Raw genomic sequence first — 15146 nt, 5'->3', positions numbered from 1 at the left:
GGGACGCCCCTCGGCAGGACCCGGCGGCCCGCCCCGGCGTCTCGCCCGGCCCGCGGCCCCGGGCGGGCCGGACCGGTGCGGCCGCCGCCGCACCGGCGCCCTCGGCCCGACCGGTGTCGCCTAGGGTTCGGGCATGAGCGAAATTTTCGGCACTCTTTCCGACGGCACACCGGTCCACCGCTGGACCCTGGAGCGGGCCGGCACCCGGGTGCGGGTCCTGTCGTACGGCGGTGTCGTGCAGTCGGTGGAGATACCGGACCGCGACGGCCGCACCGGGAACGTGGTGCTGGGGTTCCCGAAGCTGGACGGCTACCTCGCGCACCCCGAGCCCTACCTCGGCGCACTCGTCGGCCGGTACGCCAACCGGATCGCGGGTGCCCGCTTCACCCTCGACGGCGGCACGCACCGGCTGACGCCCAACGAGGGGCCGAACACCCTGCACGGCGGAGCGTACGGCTTCGACAAGCGGGTGTGGGACGTGCAGCCGGTCGAGCACGGCCTGCGCCTGAGCCGGGTCAGCCCGGACGGCGAGGAGGGGTTCCCGGGGCGACTGGAGGTCGCCGCCACGTACTCGCTGGACGCGTCGGGCGCACTGCGGTTGGTGTACGAGGCGGTCACGGACGCGCCGACCGTGGTCAACCTGACGAACCACAGCTACTTCAACCTCGCCGGCTCCGGCCCGGCGGGCGGGCACCGACTGCGGCTGGCCGCGTCCCGCTGCACCCCGGTCGGCGCGGGGCTGATCCCGACCGGTGAGCTCGCCGAGGTGGCCGACACCGGGCTCGACTTCCGCTCCGCGCGGGCGGCGGGAGCCGGCTACGACCACAACTACGTCCTGGACAAGGGGCTCACCGCGGCTGCCGAGCAGGTCGCCGAACTGCACGACCCGGTGTCCGGCCGGGTGCTGACGGTGGCGACCACCGAGCCCGGCATCCAGTTGTACACCGGCGACCATCTGGGCGAGCCCTTCTCCCCCGGCGACGGCATCGCCCTGGAGACCCAGCACTTCCCCGACTCCCCCAACCGGCCGGACTTCCCGAGCACGGTGCTGCGCCCGGGCGAGCTGTACCGCTCGGAGACGGTGTACGGCTTCTCGACGCGCTAGCCGGTCGCCGTCCGGAGCGTGCGCGCGTCGGCGCCGTCGCGGGGACCGGCGGTCACTGCTCCCAGACGACCGCCAGCGTCTTGCTCGCCGCGCACACCAGCGCGAACCCGACCGCCCAGCCGGTGGCCCCCGCGGCCAGCAGCGCCGCCGCCCCGGCCCCGAACCAGAGCAGCTCGAAGCCCACCCGGCCCGCGCCCCGCGTCCTGTACCGCGACTTCGGCGACCCGAACAGCGCCCAGAGCACGACGAGTACGGCGGGCGCGGCGAACGCGAGCAGCACGGCGAGCGGGGTCGGCACGCCGGCGGTGGCTCCCCAGTAGGCGGCAGCCGCTAGGGCACCCAGCTCGATCAGGAAGAGAACCGCGAGGTTGGCCGCTTTCATGCCCGGCAGTATCGGGCCCCGGCGGGCGCGGCCACCACCTCGTTTCCACCGGCGGGCGGTGCCGGTCACCGGCCCCGGTGCCGATGGCCGCCCCGGCCCGGACGCGCCGGGGCACGGCCCGCGGGAGTCGCGGCCGGCGGGACGGCGGCGTCAGCGCCCGGACGCGGGCAGATCCGGGACCGGCCGATCCGGTGCGGTGCCGGGCGGCACCGGCCGATCCGGTGTCGTGCCGGGTGCCTCGGCGGATGGTGCCTCGTCGGCGCCCTCCGGCCGGACCGGGCGGTCGGCGGTCTCCTCCCCGCGCAGCCCGCGCGCCAGCAGCGTGGCGCCCGCGACGGCGCCGGGCATCAGCAGCACGGCGACGAACGGCACCAGGAAGGCGAGCGCCAGCGGTGCGCCGAAGCCCCACACCAGCAGCTTCCGGGAACGCAGCAGGGCGAGGCGCGCCCGGAGGTCGACACCGCGGCGCTGGAGGGCGACGGCCGTCAGTTCCTCGGTGAGGAAGAAGCCGGTGACGAAGACGCCGATCACGGGTACGGCGGTCTGCCCGACGACCGGCAGGAAGCCGAGGGCGAAGAGCAGCAGGCCCCACAGCCCGGCGCGCACCACGATGCGCAGGCCGTCGCGCGCGGACACCCACAGCTCCCGCCACAGCGGCAGGCCGGACGCGGGCGCCGTGCCGTCGGGCGAGACGTCCCGGTCGACGGCGGCGGACAGGCTCTCGTAGAAGGGCTGCCCGACCAGGAGGGTGACCGCGGTGAAGGTCACCACGGAAAGCAGCAGGCCGAGGGCGAACAGCACCACGGTGAGGAGCCGGCGGAACAGGCCGGCCCACGGGTCGGTCCAGCCGTCCGCGAAGGGGGTGGCCCAGGCGACGAGGTCCGCGCCCCGCAGCGCGAGCACGGTCAGCGCCGCCGTGTAGAACAGCAGTGCGATGAGCGCGGGCAGCAGCCCGAAGGCGTACCGCCTGCCGTGCCGGGCCACCCACCGCTGGCCGTTCAGCAGATGACCGAGCCCCGCCCCGAGATCGCGCATGGGGGAACTGTACCGAGCCCGCCGCACCGGCTGCGGCGCAGCTCAGGAGGCGTACGACATCAGGAGGCGTACGGCACCGGCCGGCGTACGGCGCCGGCCGGCGCGGCTCAGGCGGCCTCCGAGGCCAGCATCCTTCGCAGCAGGTCGCGCAGGGCCAGCCGCTCGTCGTCGGCCAGCGCGGCCAGCGGTTCCCTGGCGAAGCGCAGGGACTCGCGCAGGGTGCGGGCGATCCGGCGGCCTTCCTCCGTGGCCGCCGCGACCTTGACCCGGCGGTCGGCCGGGTCGGGTCGGCGTTCCACCAGCCCGCGCGACTCCAGGCGGTCGACGATCCCGGTGACGTTGGAGGGCTCGCACTTGAGTTTCTGCGCCAGCTTCCGCATCGGTGTCGGCTCCAGGCAGAGCAACCCGAGCAGTTTGGCCTGGGCGCCGGTCAGCGCGTGCTCGGCGGCGACCTCCTCGTACTCCTCGTGGTAGCGGGCCACCACGGAGCCGATGAGGTCGACGACCTCCAGGGTCAGCGCGTCGGGGTGGCGGTTCGGGTGCTCAGTGGGCATGGCTCCAGGGTAACCGGGTTACTTGACATGCTGAAATATAAAGAGGCACTGTTGTTTCAGGTAGTGAAGTAATTTTCGGACACACAGGAGCGAAACCCCCATGATCAACCGCGAATGGCACCTGCTCAGCCGCCCCGTCGGCTGGCCCAAGCCCGAGGACTTCGCCCTGGTCGAGGCCGCGATGCCGGAGCCCGGGGAGGGCCAGGTGCTGGTCCGGAACACGCACCTGTCGGTCGACCCGTACATGCGCGGCCGGATGAGCGCCGCCAAGTCCTACGTGGCCCCGTTCGAACTGGGCAAGGTCATGCAGGGCGGCGCGGTCGGCGAGGTCGTCGCCTCGCGCGCCGAGGGCGTCGCGGTCGGCGACCACCTGCTGCACTTCGCCGGCTGGCGCGAGTACGCGGCCGTGGACGCGAAGACCGCCGTGAAGGTCGACCCGCAGGCCGCGCCGCTGTCCGCCTACCTCGGCGTACTGGGCATGACCGGCCTCACCGCCTACGCCGGCCTGCTGCGCACCGCCGCGTTCAAGGAGGGCGACGCGGTCTTCGTCTCCGGCGCCGCCGGCGCGGTGGGCAGCCAGGTCGGGCAGATCGCCCGACTCAAGGGCGCCTCCCGGGTCATCGGCTCCGCCGGTTCGGACGAGAAGGTGCGGGTGCTCCTGGAGGAGTACGGCTTCGACGCCGCCTTCAACTACCGCAACGGCCCGGTCGGCGAGCAGTTGCGGAAGGCCGCCCCCGACGGCGTCGACGTGTACTTCGACAACGTCGGCGGCGACCACCTGGAGGCCGCGATCGGCTCCCTCAACCGGGACGGGCGCATCGCGGTCTGCGGCATGATCTCCGTCTACAACGACACCGAGCCCGCGCCCGGCCCGAAGAACCTCGCCCGCCTGATCCAGACCCGCGGCCGGATCGAGGGCTTCCTCGTCAGCGACCACTACGACCTCCAGCCGCAGTTCGTCCAGGAGGTCGGCCCCTGGGTCGCCTCGGGCGCGCTGAAGTACCGCGAGACGGTCGTCGAGGGCATCGAGAACAACCTGGAGGCCTTCCTCGGCGTCCTGCGCGGCGACAACACCGGGAAGATGATCGTCAAGCTGTGACGTCTTCCTGAGGCTTTCGCCATGCGGTAAATTCTTTCCGAAATCCGCCGTCGATCGTGGGCGCGAGTCGCGGCGGGCCGAGGAGGAAGACGACCGTATGTCCATCCAGCAGACCGACGTCCTGTACACCGCCGTCGCGACCGCCGAGAACGGGCGCGACGGCCGGGTCGCGACCGACGACGGCAGGCTCGACGTCATGGTGAACCCGCCGAAGGAGATGGGCGGCAGCGGCGCCGGCACCAACCCGGAGCAGTTGTTCGCCGCCGGCTACAGCGCCTGCTTCCAGGGGGCGCTCGGCGTCGTGGCCCGCCAGGAGGGCGCCGACGTCTCCGGCTCGACCGTCACCGCGAGGGTCGGCATCGGCCGGAACGACGAGGGCTTCGGGATCACCGTGGAGATCTCGGCCGACATCCCGGCGGTGGACGCCGCCACCGCCCGGTCGCTGGTCGAGAAGGCGCACCGGGTGTGCCCGTACTCGAAGGCGACCCGCGGCGACATCACCGTGACGCTCGCCTGACACCGCTCCTCGCGGAGACCGGAGGCCGCGCCCCCGCACCCGGGGCGCGGCCTCCGCCGCGTCCTCATCCCCGCAGGGCGGCGGTGTGCACCGCCCGGACCAGTCGGGCGTTCTCCGGTGCCGCACCGCCCGGGAAGGCCAGGCGGCGGCGGGTGTACCCGTAGGCCAGACCGCTGCGGGGGTCCGCGAAGGCCTGGCATCCGCCGACCCCGCTGTGCCCGAAGGCCCCGGCGCCGAGGAACGGATGCCACATGTCGGCGGTCGCCTGGAATCCGAGCCCGTACGATCTGTGGGCGCGCCCCACCAGGTCGTAGCCCGTGGAGTGGATCTGCCCGATCTCGGCGACCGTGTCCGGCTTCAGCAGCGGCGGCCGGCCGTCGATCCCGCTGATCGCCGCCGCGTACATCCCCGCCAGCCCGCGCGCCGAGGCCGTCCCGCCCGCCGAGGCCGGCCCCTTCGCCCGCACCGTACGGGAGTTGGGGAGGTCCTCCAGCGCCTTCGGGCCCGGAGCGTGCGCGTTGAGCGCGAGGGACGCCAGGGTGTGCGGCCCGTCCTGGCGGGCGTCGAGCACCGCCTGCTGCTGGGGGGTCGGCGCCATCGGCAGCACGGACCGGAAGCGGGGCTCCTCGGACTCCGGCAACCCCAGGTGGAAGTCCAGGGCGTACGGTGCCCGCACCCGGTCCTCCCACACCTCCTGGAGTGTCCGGCCGGTGGCCCGGCGCACCACCTCCCCCGCCAGCGCCCCGATGACCAGGGCGTGGTAGCCGAAGGCGGTACCCGGCCGCCAGAACGGCCGCTGGTCGGCGAGCCGTTCGGCGATCAGCCGGTCGTCGGCCAGCTCCTGCTCGGTGAACCCGGCGTCGAGTCCGACCACGCCGGCCCGGTGCGCCAGCATGTCCCTCAGGGTCAGGGCGCCCTTGCCCTCGGCCCCGAACTCCGGCCAGTAGTACGTCATCGTGCGGTCCAGCTCCAGCGTGCCGTCCTGCACGAGGAGTGCGACCACCAGGTAGGCGGCGCCCTTGGTGCAGGAGAACACACCGTGCAGCGAGTCGCCGCTGCCGGCCCACAGGTCGACGACCCGCCGCCCGTGCACATACGCGCACAACTGACCCTCGTAGTCCGGCCGTTCACCGGAAACGAAGGCGGCGAACTCCTCCCGTACCGGCTCGAAGCCGTCCGCGGCGAATCCGTGGATCTCCTGCGTCATCCGCTCTCCTCGACAGGTGCGCTGCTCGCGTCAGCCAGGGTGCTCATGGGTCGGGCGGCCCGGGGTGTGCGCCCGGTGATCGTGGTACGGCGAGACGTACCCGATCGACTCAACAGCACCGGCGGCGTCCGGGTGTCACCCTCGCGCCACCGATGCCCCGGATGGCGCACGGCGCGGACTCCGGGGAGTCACGCCGGGAGCGGACTCCGCCCGGACGCGGGGGGCGCCTGCCCGCTGCCCGGAGGAGCGGGACCCGGGCCGGGGGGCACCGGCCCAGCGGACCTCGGGGGACGCCGAACGGGGTCCCGGGGCCGGGATGCGCGGACGGTGGGCCCGCAGGAACGGTGGGCCCGCAGGAACGGTGGGCCCGCAGGAACGGGACGCGCCCACAGGCGCGGCGAGCACCGGCGGCGCGGGGGGCCGTGGCGGCATGGGAGCCTGCGGGGCGGGGCGGCGCGGGGCGGCGCGGTGGCTGGGTGCGCCACCGGGCGCGGTGGCTAGGTGCACCACCAGAGGAACCGCTGGCACGTCGAGGTCGGCTCCGGGTCGGGCTCCGGGGTCGGCGTCGCGGTGGCGGTGGCGGGTGGCGTGGTCGCGCTGTACGGCGATCCGGAAGCCGTGGGAGTGGCGGTCCCGGGGCCGGAGTCGGGCGTGGCCGACGGGCCGGCGCTCTCACCGCCGTCGGCGGCCGTCTCCGACGGCGAGGGTGACGTGGAGGGCGACGCCGAGGCCGAACCGGTCGGTGAGGAGGTGGCGCTCGAGCCGGCGGTGGTACCGCTCCCGTCGCGCGGCGGCCGGGGCGACTCGTCGGGCGCGGTCTCGGACGCCGTGGCGGCCTGCGCGGTCTGGTCGTCGGCCGCGGCGGGCTGGGGATCGGAGAAGACGGGCCCGTCGCCGCCGAGTTCGGCGACGCTCAGACCGCCCGTGACCAGGACGAAGCCGGCGGTGACCAGCAGGGCCCGGCGACGGCGGCGACGGCGGTCGGCGGCGGCCTTCCGGTCGCGGCGGCTACCGCCCGACGCACCGTCGGAACCGGCCGGGCCAACCGGTCCGCGGGCCCCTCTGCGCCTGGCGGCGCGGCCCGGCGGGAGGTCGGAGGCGCCGCGGGCGACGCTCCCGCCCGGACCGTCCTCGGCCGCGCCCGGCGGACCGAGGCCGGCGGGTTCGCCGTGCCCGCCGTCCAGGCCGCGCCCGCCGCCGGGGGTCTCGTCCCCGTGCCGCTCATGCTCCGCCGGCTCGTACCGCGGCTCCCCACGTTCGTACCAAGGCTCCGCCGGCTGGTGCCGGGGCTCCCATCCGTACCCGTCGGGCCGCTCTCCGCCCCGGCCCTCCCGGGGGTCCGCCTCCGCCGCGCGGGCCGGTGTTCCGTGGCCCGCCGGACGGGCGGGCGCGGCGACCGCGGGGGCGCCGCAGCCCGGACAGGCGAGGGCGCCGTTGAGGTGACGGCGGCAGGGGTGGCAGTAATCCATGACCCCGGGAAGGTTAGGTTCCGCGCATGCGCCGTTCCTAGGCCCCGCTGTGAAGGTTGTGTGCGAAACCCGCTGCTCAGACCCGCAGGGGCGGAGGGCGCACCGGCCGATCCCCGCTGACTCCCCGCATCCCGCACGCATCCCGCACCATCCCGCGAATTCCGGAACGGGCCCCGAAACCACCGAAACCGTTATGCGCATGCCCCATTGACAGCCCGCCCGACACATCCTTACTGTCACGCCAGCATTTCGAACGCGTGACGAAATATCGAACACCAAGGGGCAACTGCCGTGCGCATCACCGGAATCAGCACACACGTGGTGGGGACGCCGTGGCGCAACCTGACCTACGTCCAGGTGCACACCGACGAAGGGGTCACCGGAGTCGGCGAGACCCGGATGCTGGGCCACACCGACGCGCTGCTCGGCTATCTGAAGGAGGCCGAGGCCAACCACATTCTCGGCTCCGACCCGTTCGCCGTCGAGGACCTCGTGCGCCGTATGAAGTACGGCGACTACGGCCGCGCGGGCGAGATCGTCATGTCCGGCATCGCGGTCGTGGAGATGGCGTGCTGGGACATCAAGGGCAAGGCCCTCGGCGTGCCGGTGTGGCAGCTCCTCGGCGGGAAGGTGACCGACAGGGTCAAGGCGTACGCGAACGGCTGGTACACCACCGAGCGGACGCCCGAGGCCTACCACAAGGCCGCCCGCGGGGTCATGGAGCGCGGCTACCGGGCGCTGAAGATCGACCCGTTCGGCACCGGGCACTTCGAGCTCGACCAGGAGCGGACCCGCTACGCGGTGTCGCTGATCGAGGCGGTGCGCGACGCGATCGGCCCGGACGCCGAGCTGATGCTGGAGATGCACGGGCGGTTCTCGCCCGCCACGGCCGTCCGGCTCGCGCGCGAGCTGGCGCCGTACCGGCCGGCCTGGCTGGAGGAGCCGGTGCCGCCGGAGAACCTCAAGGCGCTGGAGAAGGTCGCCGCCAAGGTGGACATGCCGGTCGCCACCGGCGAGCGGATCCACGACCGGATCGAGTTCCGGGAGCTGTTCGAGAGTCAGTCGGTCGACATCATCCAGCCGGACGTCGGCCACCTGGGCGGTATCTGGGAGACCCGCAAGCTCGCGGCGACCGCCGAGACGCACTACATGCTCGTCGCGCCGCACAACGTCGGCGGTTCCGTGCTGACCGCCGCCTCCCTCCAGGTCGGCTTCACCTCGCCGAACTTCAAGATCCTGGAGCACTTCAACGACTTCGCGGACGCGGACATCAAGAAGGTGGTCAGGGGCGCGCCGACGGTGGACCCGGAGGACGGCTGCTTCCACCTGTCCGACGCACCCGGCCTCGGTGTCGAGCTCGACGTGGACGCCGCCGCGGAGTTCCCCCAGCAGCAGGCCCGGTTCGACCTGTGGGCCGAGGGCTGGGAGCAGCGCCGGCCGAAGGGGAAGCAGCAGTGAGCACCGCCGTCGTCGTCGACGCGCCGGGCGCGCACCGGATCGTGCCGCACGAGCCGCGGCCGCCGGAGGCGGGCGAGGCGCTGGTGCGGGTGCACGCGGTGGGCGTCTGCGGCAGCGACCGCGAGGTGTACCGGGGCAACCGGCCGGAGGGGTACGTCCGCTACCCGCTCACCCCCGGGCACGAGTGGTCCGGGACGGTGGAGGCGGTCGGCGCCGGGGTGCCCGAGTCGCTGACCGGGCGCCGGGTCGTCGGTGAGGGCTTCCGCAACTGCCAGGTCTGCGATCGCTGCCACGCCGGGGAGACCACCCTGTGCACCGCGGGGTACGAGGAGACCGGTTTCACCCGGCCGGGTGCCATGGCGGCCACGCTGACCCTGCCGGCCCGGCTGCTGCACGTGCTGCCGGACGACGCAGACCTGACGGCCGCGGCCCTGCTGGAACCGGCCGCCTGCATCGCGGCCGCGGTGCTGAAGGCCGGCGCCCGGCCCGGTGAGCGGGTGGCGGTGGTCGGCACCGGCACGCTCGGCATGTTCGCGGTGCAGTTCCTGCGGGCCGGCTCCCCGGCGGAGTTGCTGGTGGTCGGCACCGGGCGGGGACGGGAGGCGCTGTCCCGCCGGTTCGGCGCCACCGGCTTCCGCACCAAGGATGCGGTGGACCCCTCGCGGCCGGGGGACTTCGACGTCGTCGTCGAGACCGCCGGGTCCGCCGACGCGGCGCGGACGGCCGCCGCACTGCTGCGGCGGGGCGGCCGGCTGGTCCTCACCGGGATCCCCGCCCCGGGCGCCGACGGGCTCGACCCGACCGAGCTGGTCGTGCGGCAGCTCACGGTGCACACCGTGTTCGGCGCGCCGCCGGACGCCTGGGCGCACACCGTGCGGGTGTTCGCCGCCGGGCTGCTCGACCCGGTCCCGCTGGTGACGCACGAACTGCCGCTCGCCGGCTTCTCCCGGGCCGTCGAGCTGGTGGGATCCGGCGATCCCGCGGTCGGCAAGGTACTGCTCCGCCCGGGGGCCACCGAGACGTACGCCGGTACGGGGACGACCTGACGGTCTCCGTACCGGCGTACCCGGCCTCCGCACACCCTGAGACGCGAACCTCGTCCGACATATCGAACAGCCGGTGGGTCCGGCCGCCTCCCCCGGAGCAACTCCGGGGCGTTCGGGGCGGCCCGGCGCACCAGGACACTAAGGACAGCTTGTGACCGACGCTTCCGCCACGGCAGCCCGTCGACCCGGCGAGCAGGCACTCGCCGCGCTCGGCCTCGACGCGCCCGCCCTCGACCCGGCCGACGCCTCCCCGCACTCCTTCCCGGGCGGCGGCCGCTGGCGCACCGAGATCCCCTCCTGCGAGGGCCCCGAGGCGCTGGCGGTGGTGCTGAAGGAGGCCGCACGGCTCGACGTGCCGATCCACCGGATAAGCCAGGGCAGCGGGGTGTGGATGCTGACCGACGGCGAGATCACCGAGATGGTCGAGGCCACGGCCGCGTGCGACATCGAACTCTGCCTGTTCACCGGGCCGCGTGGCACCTGGGACATCGGCGGCTCGGTGCGTACCGACTCGCACGGCGCCGGGCTGCGCGCCCGCGGCCACGACGCGGTCGCCGGCTGCGTCGAGGACGCGGTGCGCGCCACGGAGTTGGGCGTCCGGTGCCTGCTGGTCGCCGACGAGGGAGTGCTGTGGACGCTGCACCGGGCGCGCGAGGCCGGGGTGCTGCCGGCCGGGACCACGCTGAAGGTGTCGGCGCTCATCGGCCCCGTCAACCCGGCCTCCTACGCCGTGTACGAGCGGCTCGGCGCCGACTCCGTGAACGTGCCCAGCGACCTGACGCTCGATCATCTCACCGAGATCCGCCGGACGTCCGGCGCACCGATGGACATGTACATCGAGGCCCCGGACGACCTCGGCGGCTATGTGCGGATGTACGAGGTGGCCGAGCTGATCAGGCGCGGTGCGCCGCTGTACCTGAAGTTCGGGCTGGCCAGGGCCCCCGGGATCTACCCGTACGGGCACCAGTTGCGGGACGTCGCCCTGGCCACCGCGCGGGAGCGGGTGCGGCGGGGGCGGCTGGCACTGGACCTGCTCGCCCGGCACGGGGCCGACCGGGACATGGCCCCGCTGGGCTCGCGAATGCCCGGCACTCTTCGGCGCTTTGACACACGTCCATAAATTTTCCGACACCGCCTCTTCACAGAAGACGACGGAGTCGAACAGAATCCGACACGTCCCTCCGTGCGGCCTCCGGGCCGCCCCGCTCAAGCGGTGCCGCACCGCCCGACCCAGCCCGCGCTCCACGAGCCGCGCTCCTACATCAAGGAAGATGACCATGCGCAACCGCCGAGCCGCCCTCGCCGCGATAGCCGGAGCCGCCTCGCTCGCCCTCACCCTCACCGCCTGCGGGCAGAACAGCGAGGGCGGCAGCAAGGACGACTCCACGTCCACCGACGGCGCCACCATCGGCATCGCGATGCCGACCAAGTCGTCGGAGCGGTGGATCGCCGACGGCAACAACGTCAAGAAGGACCTGGAGTCCAAGGGCTACAAGACCAAGCTGGTCTACGGCGAGGACGACCCCGACCAGCAGGTCTCGCAGATCGAGAACCTGATCACACAGGGCGTGAAGGCGCTCATCGTCGCCGCGATCGACAACAAGTCGCTCAACAACGTGCTCCAGCAGGCCGCCGACGCTCACATCCCGGTGATCGCCTACGACCGGCTGATCCTCGGCACGAAGAACGTCGACTACTACGCCTCCTTCGACAACGAGAAGGTCGGCAGGCTCCAGGGCAACTACATCATCGACAAGCTCGGCCTGAAGGACGGCAAGGGCCCCTTCAACATCGAGCTGTTCGCCGGGTCCAACGACGACAACAACACCAAGTACTTCTTCAACGGCGCGATGAGCGTCCTGAAGCCGTACATCGACGGCAAGAAGCTGGTCGTCCGGTCCGGCCAGACCGCCCTCAACCAGGTCACCACCCTGCGCTGGGACGGTGCCACCGCCCAGCGGCGCATGGACGACATCCTCACCAAGTCGTACCAGGACGCCAGGGTCGACGCGGTGCTCTCGCCCTACGACGGCATCTCCATCGGCATCCTGTCCTCGCTGAAGTCCGACGGCTACGGCTCCGGCTCCAAGCCGCTGCCGGTCGTCACCGGCCAGGACGCCGAACTGGCCTCGGTGAAGTCCATCATCGCCGGTGAGCAGACGATGACCGTCTACAAGGACACCCGCCAGCTCGCCAAGGTCGCCTCCAACATGGTCGACGCCGTCCTCAACGGCAAGAAGCCCGAGGTCAACGACACCAAGACGTACGACAACCAGGCCAAGGTCGTCCCCGCCTACCTGCTGCAGCCGGTGAGCGTCGACAAGACCAACTACCAGAAGGTCCTCGTCGACGGCGGCTACTACACCGCGGACCAGCTCAAGTAAGCGACCTCACCAACTGATTGGAAGGCACGACCATGGCGGGACCCGTCCTGGAAATGCGCTCGATCGTCAAGACCTTTCCCGGTGTCAAAGCGCTGTCGGACGTCACCCTGACCGTCCGCCAGGGCGAGGTCCACGCCATCTGCGGAGAGAACGGCGCCGGCAAGTCCACCCTGATGAAGGTGCTCTCCGGAGTCCATCCGCACGGCAGTTACGAGGGCGAGATCCTCTTCGAGGGGGAGGCCTGCCGGTTCCGGGACATCCGGGCCAGCGAGCACCGAGGCATCGTCATCATCCACCAGGAACTGGCCCTGGTGCCCTACCTCTCCATCGCGGAGAACATCTTCCTCGGCAACGAGCACGCCCGGCGCGGCCTGATCGACTGGAACGAGACCCTGCGGCACGCCGCCGAACTGCTGCGCCGGGTCGGGCTCGACGAGCACCCGGAGACCCGCGTCGCCGACATCGGCGTGGGCAAGCAGCAGCTGGTGGAGATCGCCAAGGCGCTGTCGAAGCAGGTGAAGCTGCTCATCCTCGACGAGCCGACGGCCGCGCTGAACGACGAGGACAGCGCCAAGCTCCTCGACCTCATCCTGGGGCTCAAGGACGAGGGCATCACCTCGATCATCATCTCCCACAAGCTCAACGAGATCCGCCGGGTGGCCGACTCGGTGACCATCCTGCGCGACGGGCGGACCATCGAGACGCTCGACGTGGCCGCGGCCGGGACCACCGAGGACCGGATCATCAGCGGCATGGTCGGCCGCGACCTCGACAACCGCTTCCCGCAGCGCACCCCGCACGAGGCCGAGGCGGGCGCGTCCCCGGCGCTGGAGATCCGCAACTGGACCGTGCACCACCCCATCGACCAGCACCGCAGGGTGGTCGACGACGTGTCGCTGCACGTGCGGCGCGGGGAGATCGTCGGCATCGCCGGACTGATGGGGGCGGGCCGCACCGAGCTGGCGATGAGCGTCTTCGGGCGCAGCTACGGCCGGCACACCGCGGGCACGGTGAGCAAGGACGGCACGGAGATCCGGACCAGGACCGTCGCCGAGGCGGTCGGGCACGGCATCGCGTACGTCACCGAGGACCGCAAGCACTACGGGCTCAACCTCATCGACACGATCAACCGCAACATCTCGCTGTCCGCGCTGCGCAAGGTCGCCCGGCGCGGCGTGGTCGACGAGCACGAGGAGCGGCAGGTCGCCGAGGGCTTCCGCACCTCCATGAACATCAAGGCGCCGACCGTGTTCGAGCCGGTGGGCAAGCTGTCCGGCGGCAACCAGCAGAAGGTCGTCCTCAGCAAGTGGATCTTCGCCGGTCCGGACGTGCTGATCCTGGACGAACCCACCCGCGGCATCGACGTGGGTGCCAAGTACGAGATCTACACCGTCATCGACCGGTTGGCCGCCGAGGGCAAGGCGGTCGTCTTCATCTCGTCCGAACTGCCGGAGCTGCTCGGCATGTGCGACCGCATCTACACCATGGCCGCCGGCCGGCTGACCGGCGAGGTTCCGCGGGCCGAGGCCACCCAGGAAGAGCTGATGCGCCGGATGACGAAGGACACCCAGGACAAAGAGGTAAACCGATGAGCACGGACGTGACCGCCAAGACCCCGGCCCCGGCGCCGCCCGGGAAGGGCGGAGGCCCGGCCACCGGCGGCGGGTTGCTCCAGCTGGTGCTGGACGGCCTGCGCCGCAACATGCGCCAGTACGGCATGCTGATCGCCCTCGGCCTGATCGTGGTGCTGTTCCAGGTGTGGACCGGCGGCGACCTGCTGCTGCCGCGCAACGTCTCCAACCTGGTGCTGCAGAACAGCTACGTGCTGGTCCTCGCGATCGGGATGATGCTGGTCATCATCGCCGGCCACATCGACCTGTCGGTGGGCTCGCTGACCGCCTTCGTGGGGGCGACGGCGGCCGTGCTGACCGTGCAGCACAGCGTGCCCTGGCCGGTCGCGGTGGTGCTGTGCCTGCTGGTGGGCGCGGCGGCCGGGGCCTGGCAGGGCTTCCTGATCGCCTACTTCGGCATACCGTCGTTCATCGTCACCCTGGCCGGGATGCTCCTCTTCCGCGGCCTGACCGAGATCCTGCTCCAGGGGCAGACGCTGGGCCCGTTCCCGAACGGCCTGAAGAAGATGGGCAACGGCTTCCTGCCGGAGGTCGGCCCGCACACGAACTACCACAACATCACCCTGCTGCTGGGCATCGTGCTGGTCGCCTCGGTGCTCTGGCAGGAGATCCGCGACCGCAGGCGCCAGCAGGAGTTCTCGCTGGACGTGCTGCCGAGGAACGCCTTCCTGCTCAAGCTGGCCGCCATCGCCGCCGCGATGCTGGCGGTCACCCTGCTGCTCGCCAGCTACAAGGGCGCCCCCGTGGTGCTGCTGATCCTGGGCGCGCTGGTCGTCGGCTACGGCTACGTCATGCGCAACTCCGTCTTCGGCCGCCACATCTACGCCATCGGCGGCAACCTGCCGGCGGCGAAACTCTCCGGCGTGAAGGACAAGAGGGTCACCTTCTGCGTCTTCCTGAACATGGGCATGCTCGCGGCCCTGGCGGGCCTGGTGGTCGCCGCCCGCCTCAACGCGGCCTCGCCGAAGGCCGGCCTCAACTACGAGCTGGAGGCCATCGCCTCCTCGTTCATCGGCGGGGCGTCGATGAGCGGCGGTGTCGGCACCGTGCTCGGCGCGATCATCGGCGGTCTGGTCCTCGGTGTGCTGAACAACGGCATGAACCTCCTCGGCGTCGGTACCGACTGGCAGCAGGTCATCAAGGGCCTGGCCCTGCTTGCGGCGGTCGGCTTCGACGTCTGGAACAAGCGCAAGTCCGGTTCGTAAGTCAGTTCGGGCCCCGCCGGTCGCGGCGGGGCCCTCTCCCTTCCCAGGAGCCGC

General features: G+C 72.3%; 14 protein-coding genes. 9 read left to right on the top strand and 5 right to left on the bottom strand.

The features are described 5' to 3' along the window. The first annotated feature begins 133 nt into the window (after positions 1–133). Positions 134–1105 carry an aldose epimerase family protein gene (locus ACL02U_RS20645; RefSeq protein ID WP_412792344.1) on the top strand — a complete coding sequence of 324 codons (972 nt, stop codon included), beginning with the start codon at positions 134–136 and terminating at the stop codon, positions 1103–1105. 52 nt (positions 1106–1157) lie between these two features. On the opposite strand, the gene ACL02U_RS20640 is transcribed toward ACL02U_RS20645, so the two are convergent. The 3 genes from ACL02U_RS20640 to ACL02U_RS20630 form a co-directional block, all read right to left on the bottom strand. Continuing rightward, a complete protein-coding gene (locus ACL02U_RS20640; protein WP_412792343.1) occupies positions 1158–1487 on the bottom strand; it encodes a YrdB family protein in 330 nt (109 codons plus the stop codon). Between the two features lie 150 nt (positions 1488–1637). Further along, the gene (locus ACL02U_RS20635; RefSeq protein ID WP_412792342.1) at positions 1638–2522 is read right to left on the bottom strand and encodes an EI24 domain-containing protein; all 885 of its coding nucleotides are present in this window, start codon (positions 2520–2522) and stop codon (positions 1638–1640) included. A gap of 107 nt (positions 2523–2629) precedes the next feature. Then, entirely contained in the window at positions 2630–3076 is a 447-nt protein-coding gene (locus ACL02U_RS20630) for a MarR family winged helix-turn-helix transcriptional regulator (protein WP_412792341.1), read from the bottom strand. 100 nt (positions 3077–3176) lie between these two features. On the opposite strand from ACL02U_RS20630, the gene ACL02U_RS20625 reads away from it, so the two are divergent. Both ACL02U_RS20625 and ACL02U_RS20620 read left to right on the top strand, forming a co-directional pair. After that, on the top strand, positions 3177–4175 hold the full coding sequence (locus tag ACL02U_RS20625; protein ID WP_412792340.1) for an NADP-dependent oxidoreductase: 999 nt from the start codon (positions 3177–3179) through the stop codon (positions 4173–4175). Between the two features lie 97 nt (positions 4176–4272). Then, on the top strand, positions 4273–4692 hold the full coding sequence (locus ACL02U_RS20620; RefSeq protein WP_412792339.1) for an organic hydroperoxide resistance protein: 420 nt from the start codon (positions 4273–4275) through the stop codon (positions 4690–4692). Between the two features lie 64 nt (positions 4693–4756). On the opposite strand, the gene ACL02U_RS20615 is transcribed toward ACL02U_RS20620, so the two are convergent. Together ACL02U_RS20615 and ACL02U_RS20610 are read right to left on the bottom strand one after the other, a co-directional pair. Beyond that, positions 4757–5899, bottom strand: a complete 1143-nt coding sequence (locus tag ACL02U_RS20615; protein ID WP_412792338.1) for a serine hydrolase domain-containing protein — start codon at positions 5897–5899, stop codon at positions 4757–4759. A 497-nt stretch (positions 5900–6396) separates the two neighbouring features. After that, positions 6397–7368, bottom strand: a complete 972-nt coding sequence (locus tag ACL02U_RS20610) for a hypothetical protein (protein WP_412792337.1) — start codon at positions 7366–7368, stop codon at positions 6397–6399. Positions 7369–7659: 291 nt separating this feature from the next. On the opposite strand from ACL02U_RS20610, the gene ACL02U_RS20605 reads away from it, so the two are divergent. The 6 genes from ACL02U_RS20605 to mmsB all read left to right on the top strand — a co-directional run bounded on the left by ACL02U_RS20605 (position 7660) and on the right by mmsB (position 15092). Beyond that, complete coding sequence (locus ACL02U_RS20605) at positions 7660–8826, top strand: mandelate racemase/muconate lactonizing enzyme family protein (RefSeq protein ID WP_412792336.1); 1167 nt, start codon at positions 7660–7662, stop codon at positions 8824–8826. Next, complete coding sequence (locus ACL02U_RS20600) at positions 8823–9872, top strand: zinc-dependent alcohol dehydrogenase (RefSeq protein WP_412792335.1); 1050 nt, start codon at positions 8823–8825, stop codon at positions 9870–9872. Before ACL02U_RS20605 ends, ACL02U_RS20600 begins: the two co-directional genes overlap by 4 nt. Positions 9873–10023: 151 nt before the next feature. Further along, complete coding sequence (locus tag ACL02U_RS20595) at positions 10024–10992, top strand: hypothetical protein (protein WP_412792334.1); 969 nt, start codon at positions 10024–10026, stop codon at positions 10990–10992. A gap of 157 nt (positions 10993–11149) precedes the next feature. Then, positions 11150–12256 (top strand): multiple monosaccharide ABC transporter substrate-binding protein, encoded by a 1107-nt coding sequence (gene chvE, locus ACL02U_RS20590; protein WP_412792333.1) that lies wholly within the window; start codon positions 11150–11152, stop codon positions 12254–12256. Positions 12257–12288: 32 nt separating this feature from the next. Next, the gene (gene mmsA / locus ACL02U_RS20585) at positions 12289–13848 is read left to right on the top strand and encodes a multiple monosaccharide ABC transporter ATP-binding protein (protein WP_412792332.1); all 1560 of its coding nucleotides are present in this window, start codon (positions 12289–12291) and stop codon (positions 13846–13848) included. After that, positions 13845–15092 carry a multiple monosaccharide ABC transporter permease gene (mmsB, locus tag ACL02U_RS20580; RefSeq protein ID WP_412792331.1) on the top strand — a complete coding sequence of 416 codons (1248 nt, stop codon included), beginning with the start codon at positions 13845–13847 and terminating at the stop codon, positions 15090–15092. The genes mmsA and mmsB overlap by 4 nt, the downstream gene beginning before the upstream one ends. Positions 15093–15146 lie beyond the last annotated feature (54 nt).

Source organism: Streptomyces sp. MS06 (assembly GCF_047200655.1).
Taxonomy (GTDB): domain Bacteria; phylum Actinomycetota; class Actinomycetes; order Streptomycetales; family Streptomycetaceae; genus Streptomyces.
The sequence above is the reverse complement of the archived record's forward strand: the minus strand, read 5'-3'. Positions and strand labels throughout refer to the sequence as shown.

Coding starts and splice junctions, on each gene's coding strand:
- mmsA (WP_412792332.1), top strand. CDS start 12,289: ATGGCGGGACCCGTCCTGGAAATGCGCTCGATCGTCAAGACCTTTCCC.
- ACL02U_RS20635 (WP_412792342.1), bottom strand. CDS start 2,522: ATGCGCGATCTCGGGGCGGGGCTCGGTCATCTGCTGAACGGCCAGCGG.
- ACL02U_RS20610 (WP_412792337.1), bottom strand. CDS start 7,368: ATGGATTACTGCCACCCCTGCCGCCGTCACCTCAACGGCGCCCTCGCC.
- ACL02U_RS20640 (WP_412792343.1), bottom strand. CDS start 1,487: ATGAAAGCGGCCAACCTCGCGGTTCTCTTCCTGATCGAGCTGGGTGCC.
- ACL02U_RS20620 (WP_412792339.1), top strand. CDS start 4,273: ATGTCCATCCAGCAGACCGACGTCCTGTACACCGCCGTCGCGACCGCC.
- ACL02U_RS20630 (WP_412792341.1), bottom strand. CDS start 3,076: ATGCCCACTGAGCACCCGAACCGCCACCCCGACGCGCTGACCCTGGAG.
- ACL02U_RS20625 (WP_412792340.1), top strand. CDS start 3,177: ATGATCAACCGCGAATGGCACCTGCTCAGCCGCCCCGTCGGCTGGCCC.
- mmsB (WP_412792331.1), top strand. CDS start 13,845: ATGAGCACGGACGTGACCGCCAAGACCCCGGCCCCGGCGCCGCCCGGG.
- chvE (WP_412792333.1), top strand. CDS start 11,150: ATGCGCAACCGCCGAGCCGCCCTCGCCGCGATAGCCGGAGCCGCCTCG.
- ACL02U_RS20645 (WP_412792344.1), top strand. CDS start 134: ATGAGCGAAATTTTCGGCACTCTTTCCGACGGCACACCGGTCCACCGC.
- ACL02U_RS20615 (WP_412792338.1), bottom strand. CDS start 5,899: ATGACGCAGGAGATCCACGGATTCGCCGCGGACGGCTTCGAGCCGGTA.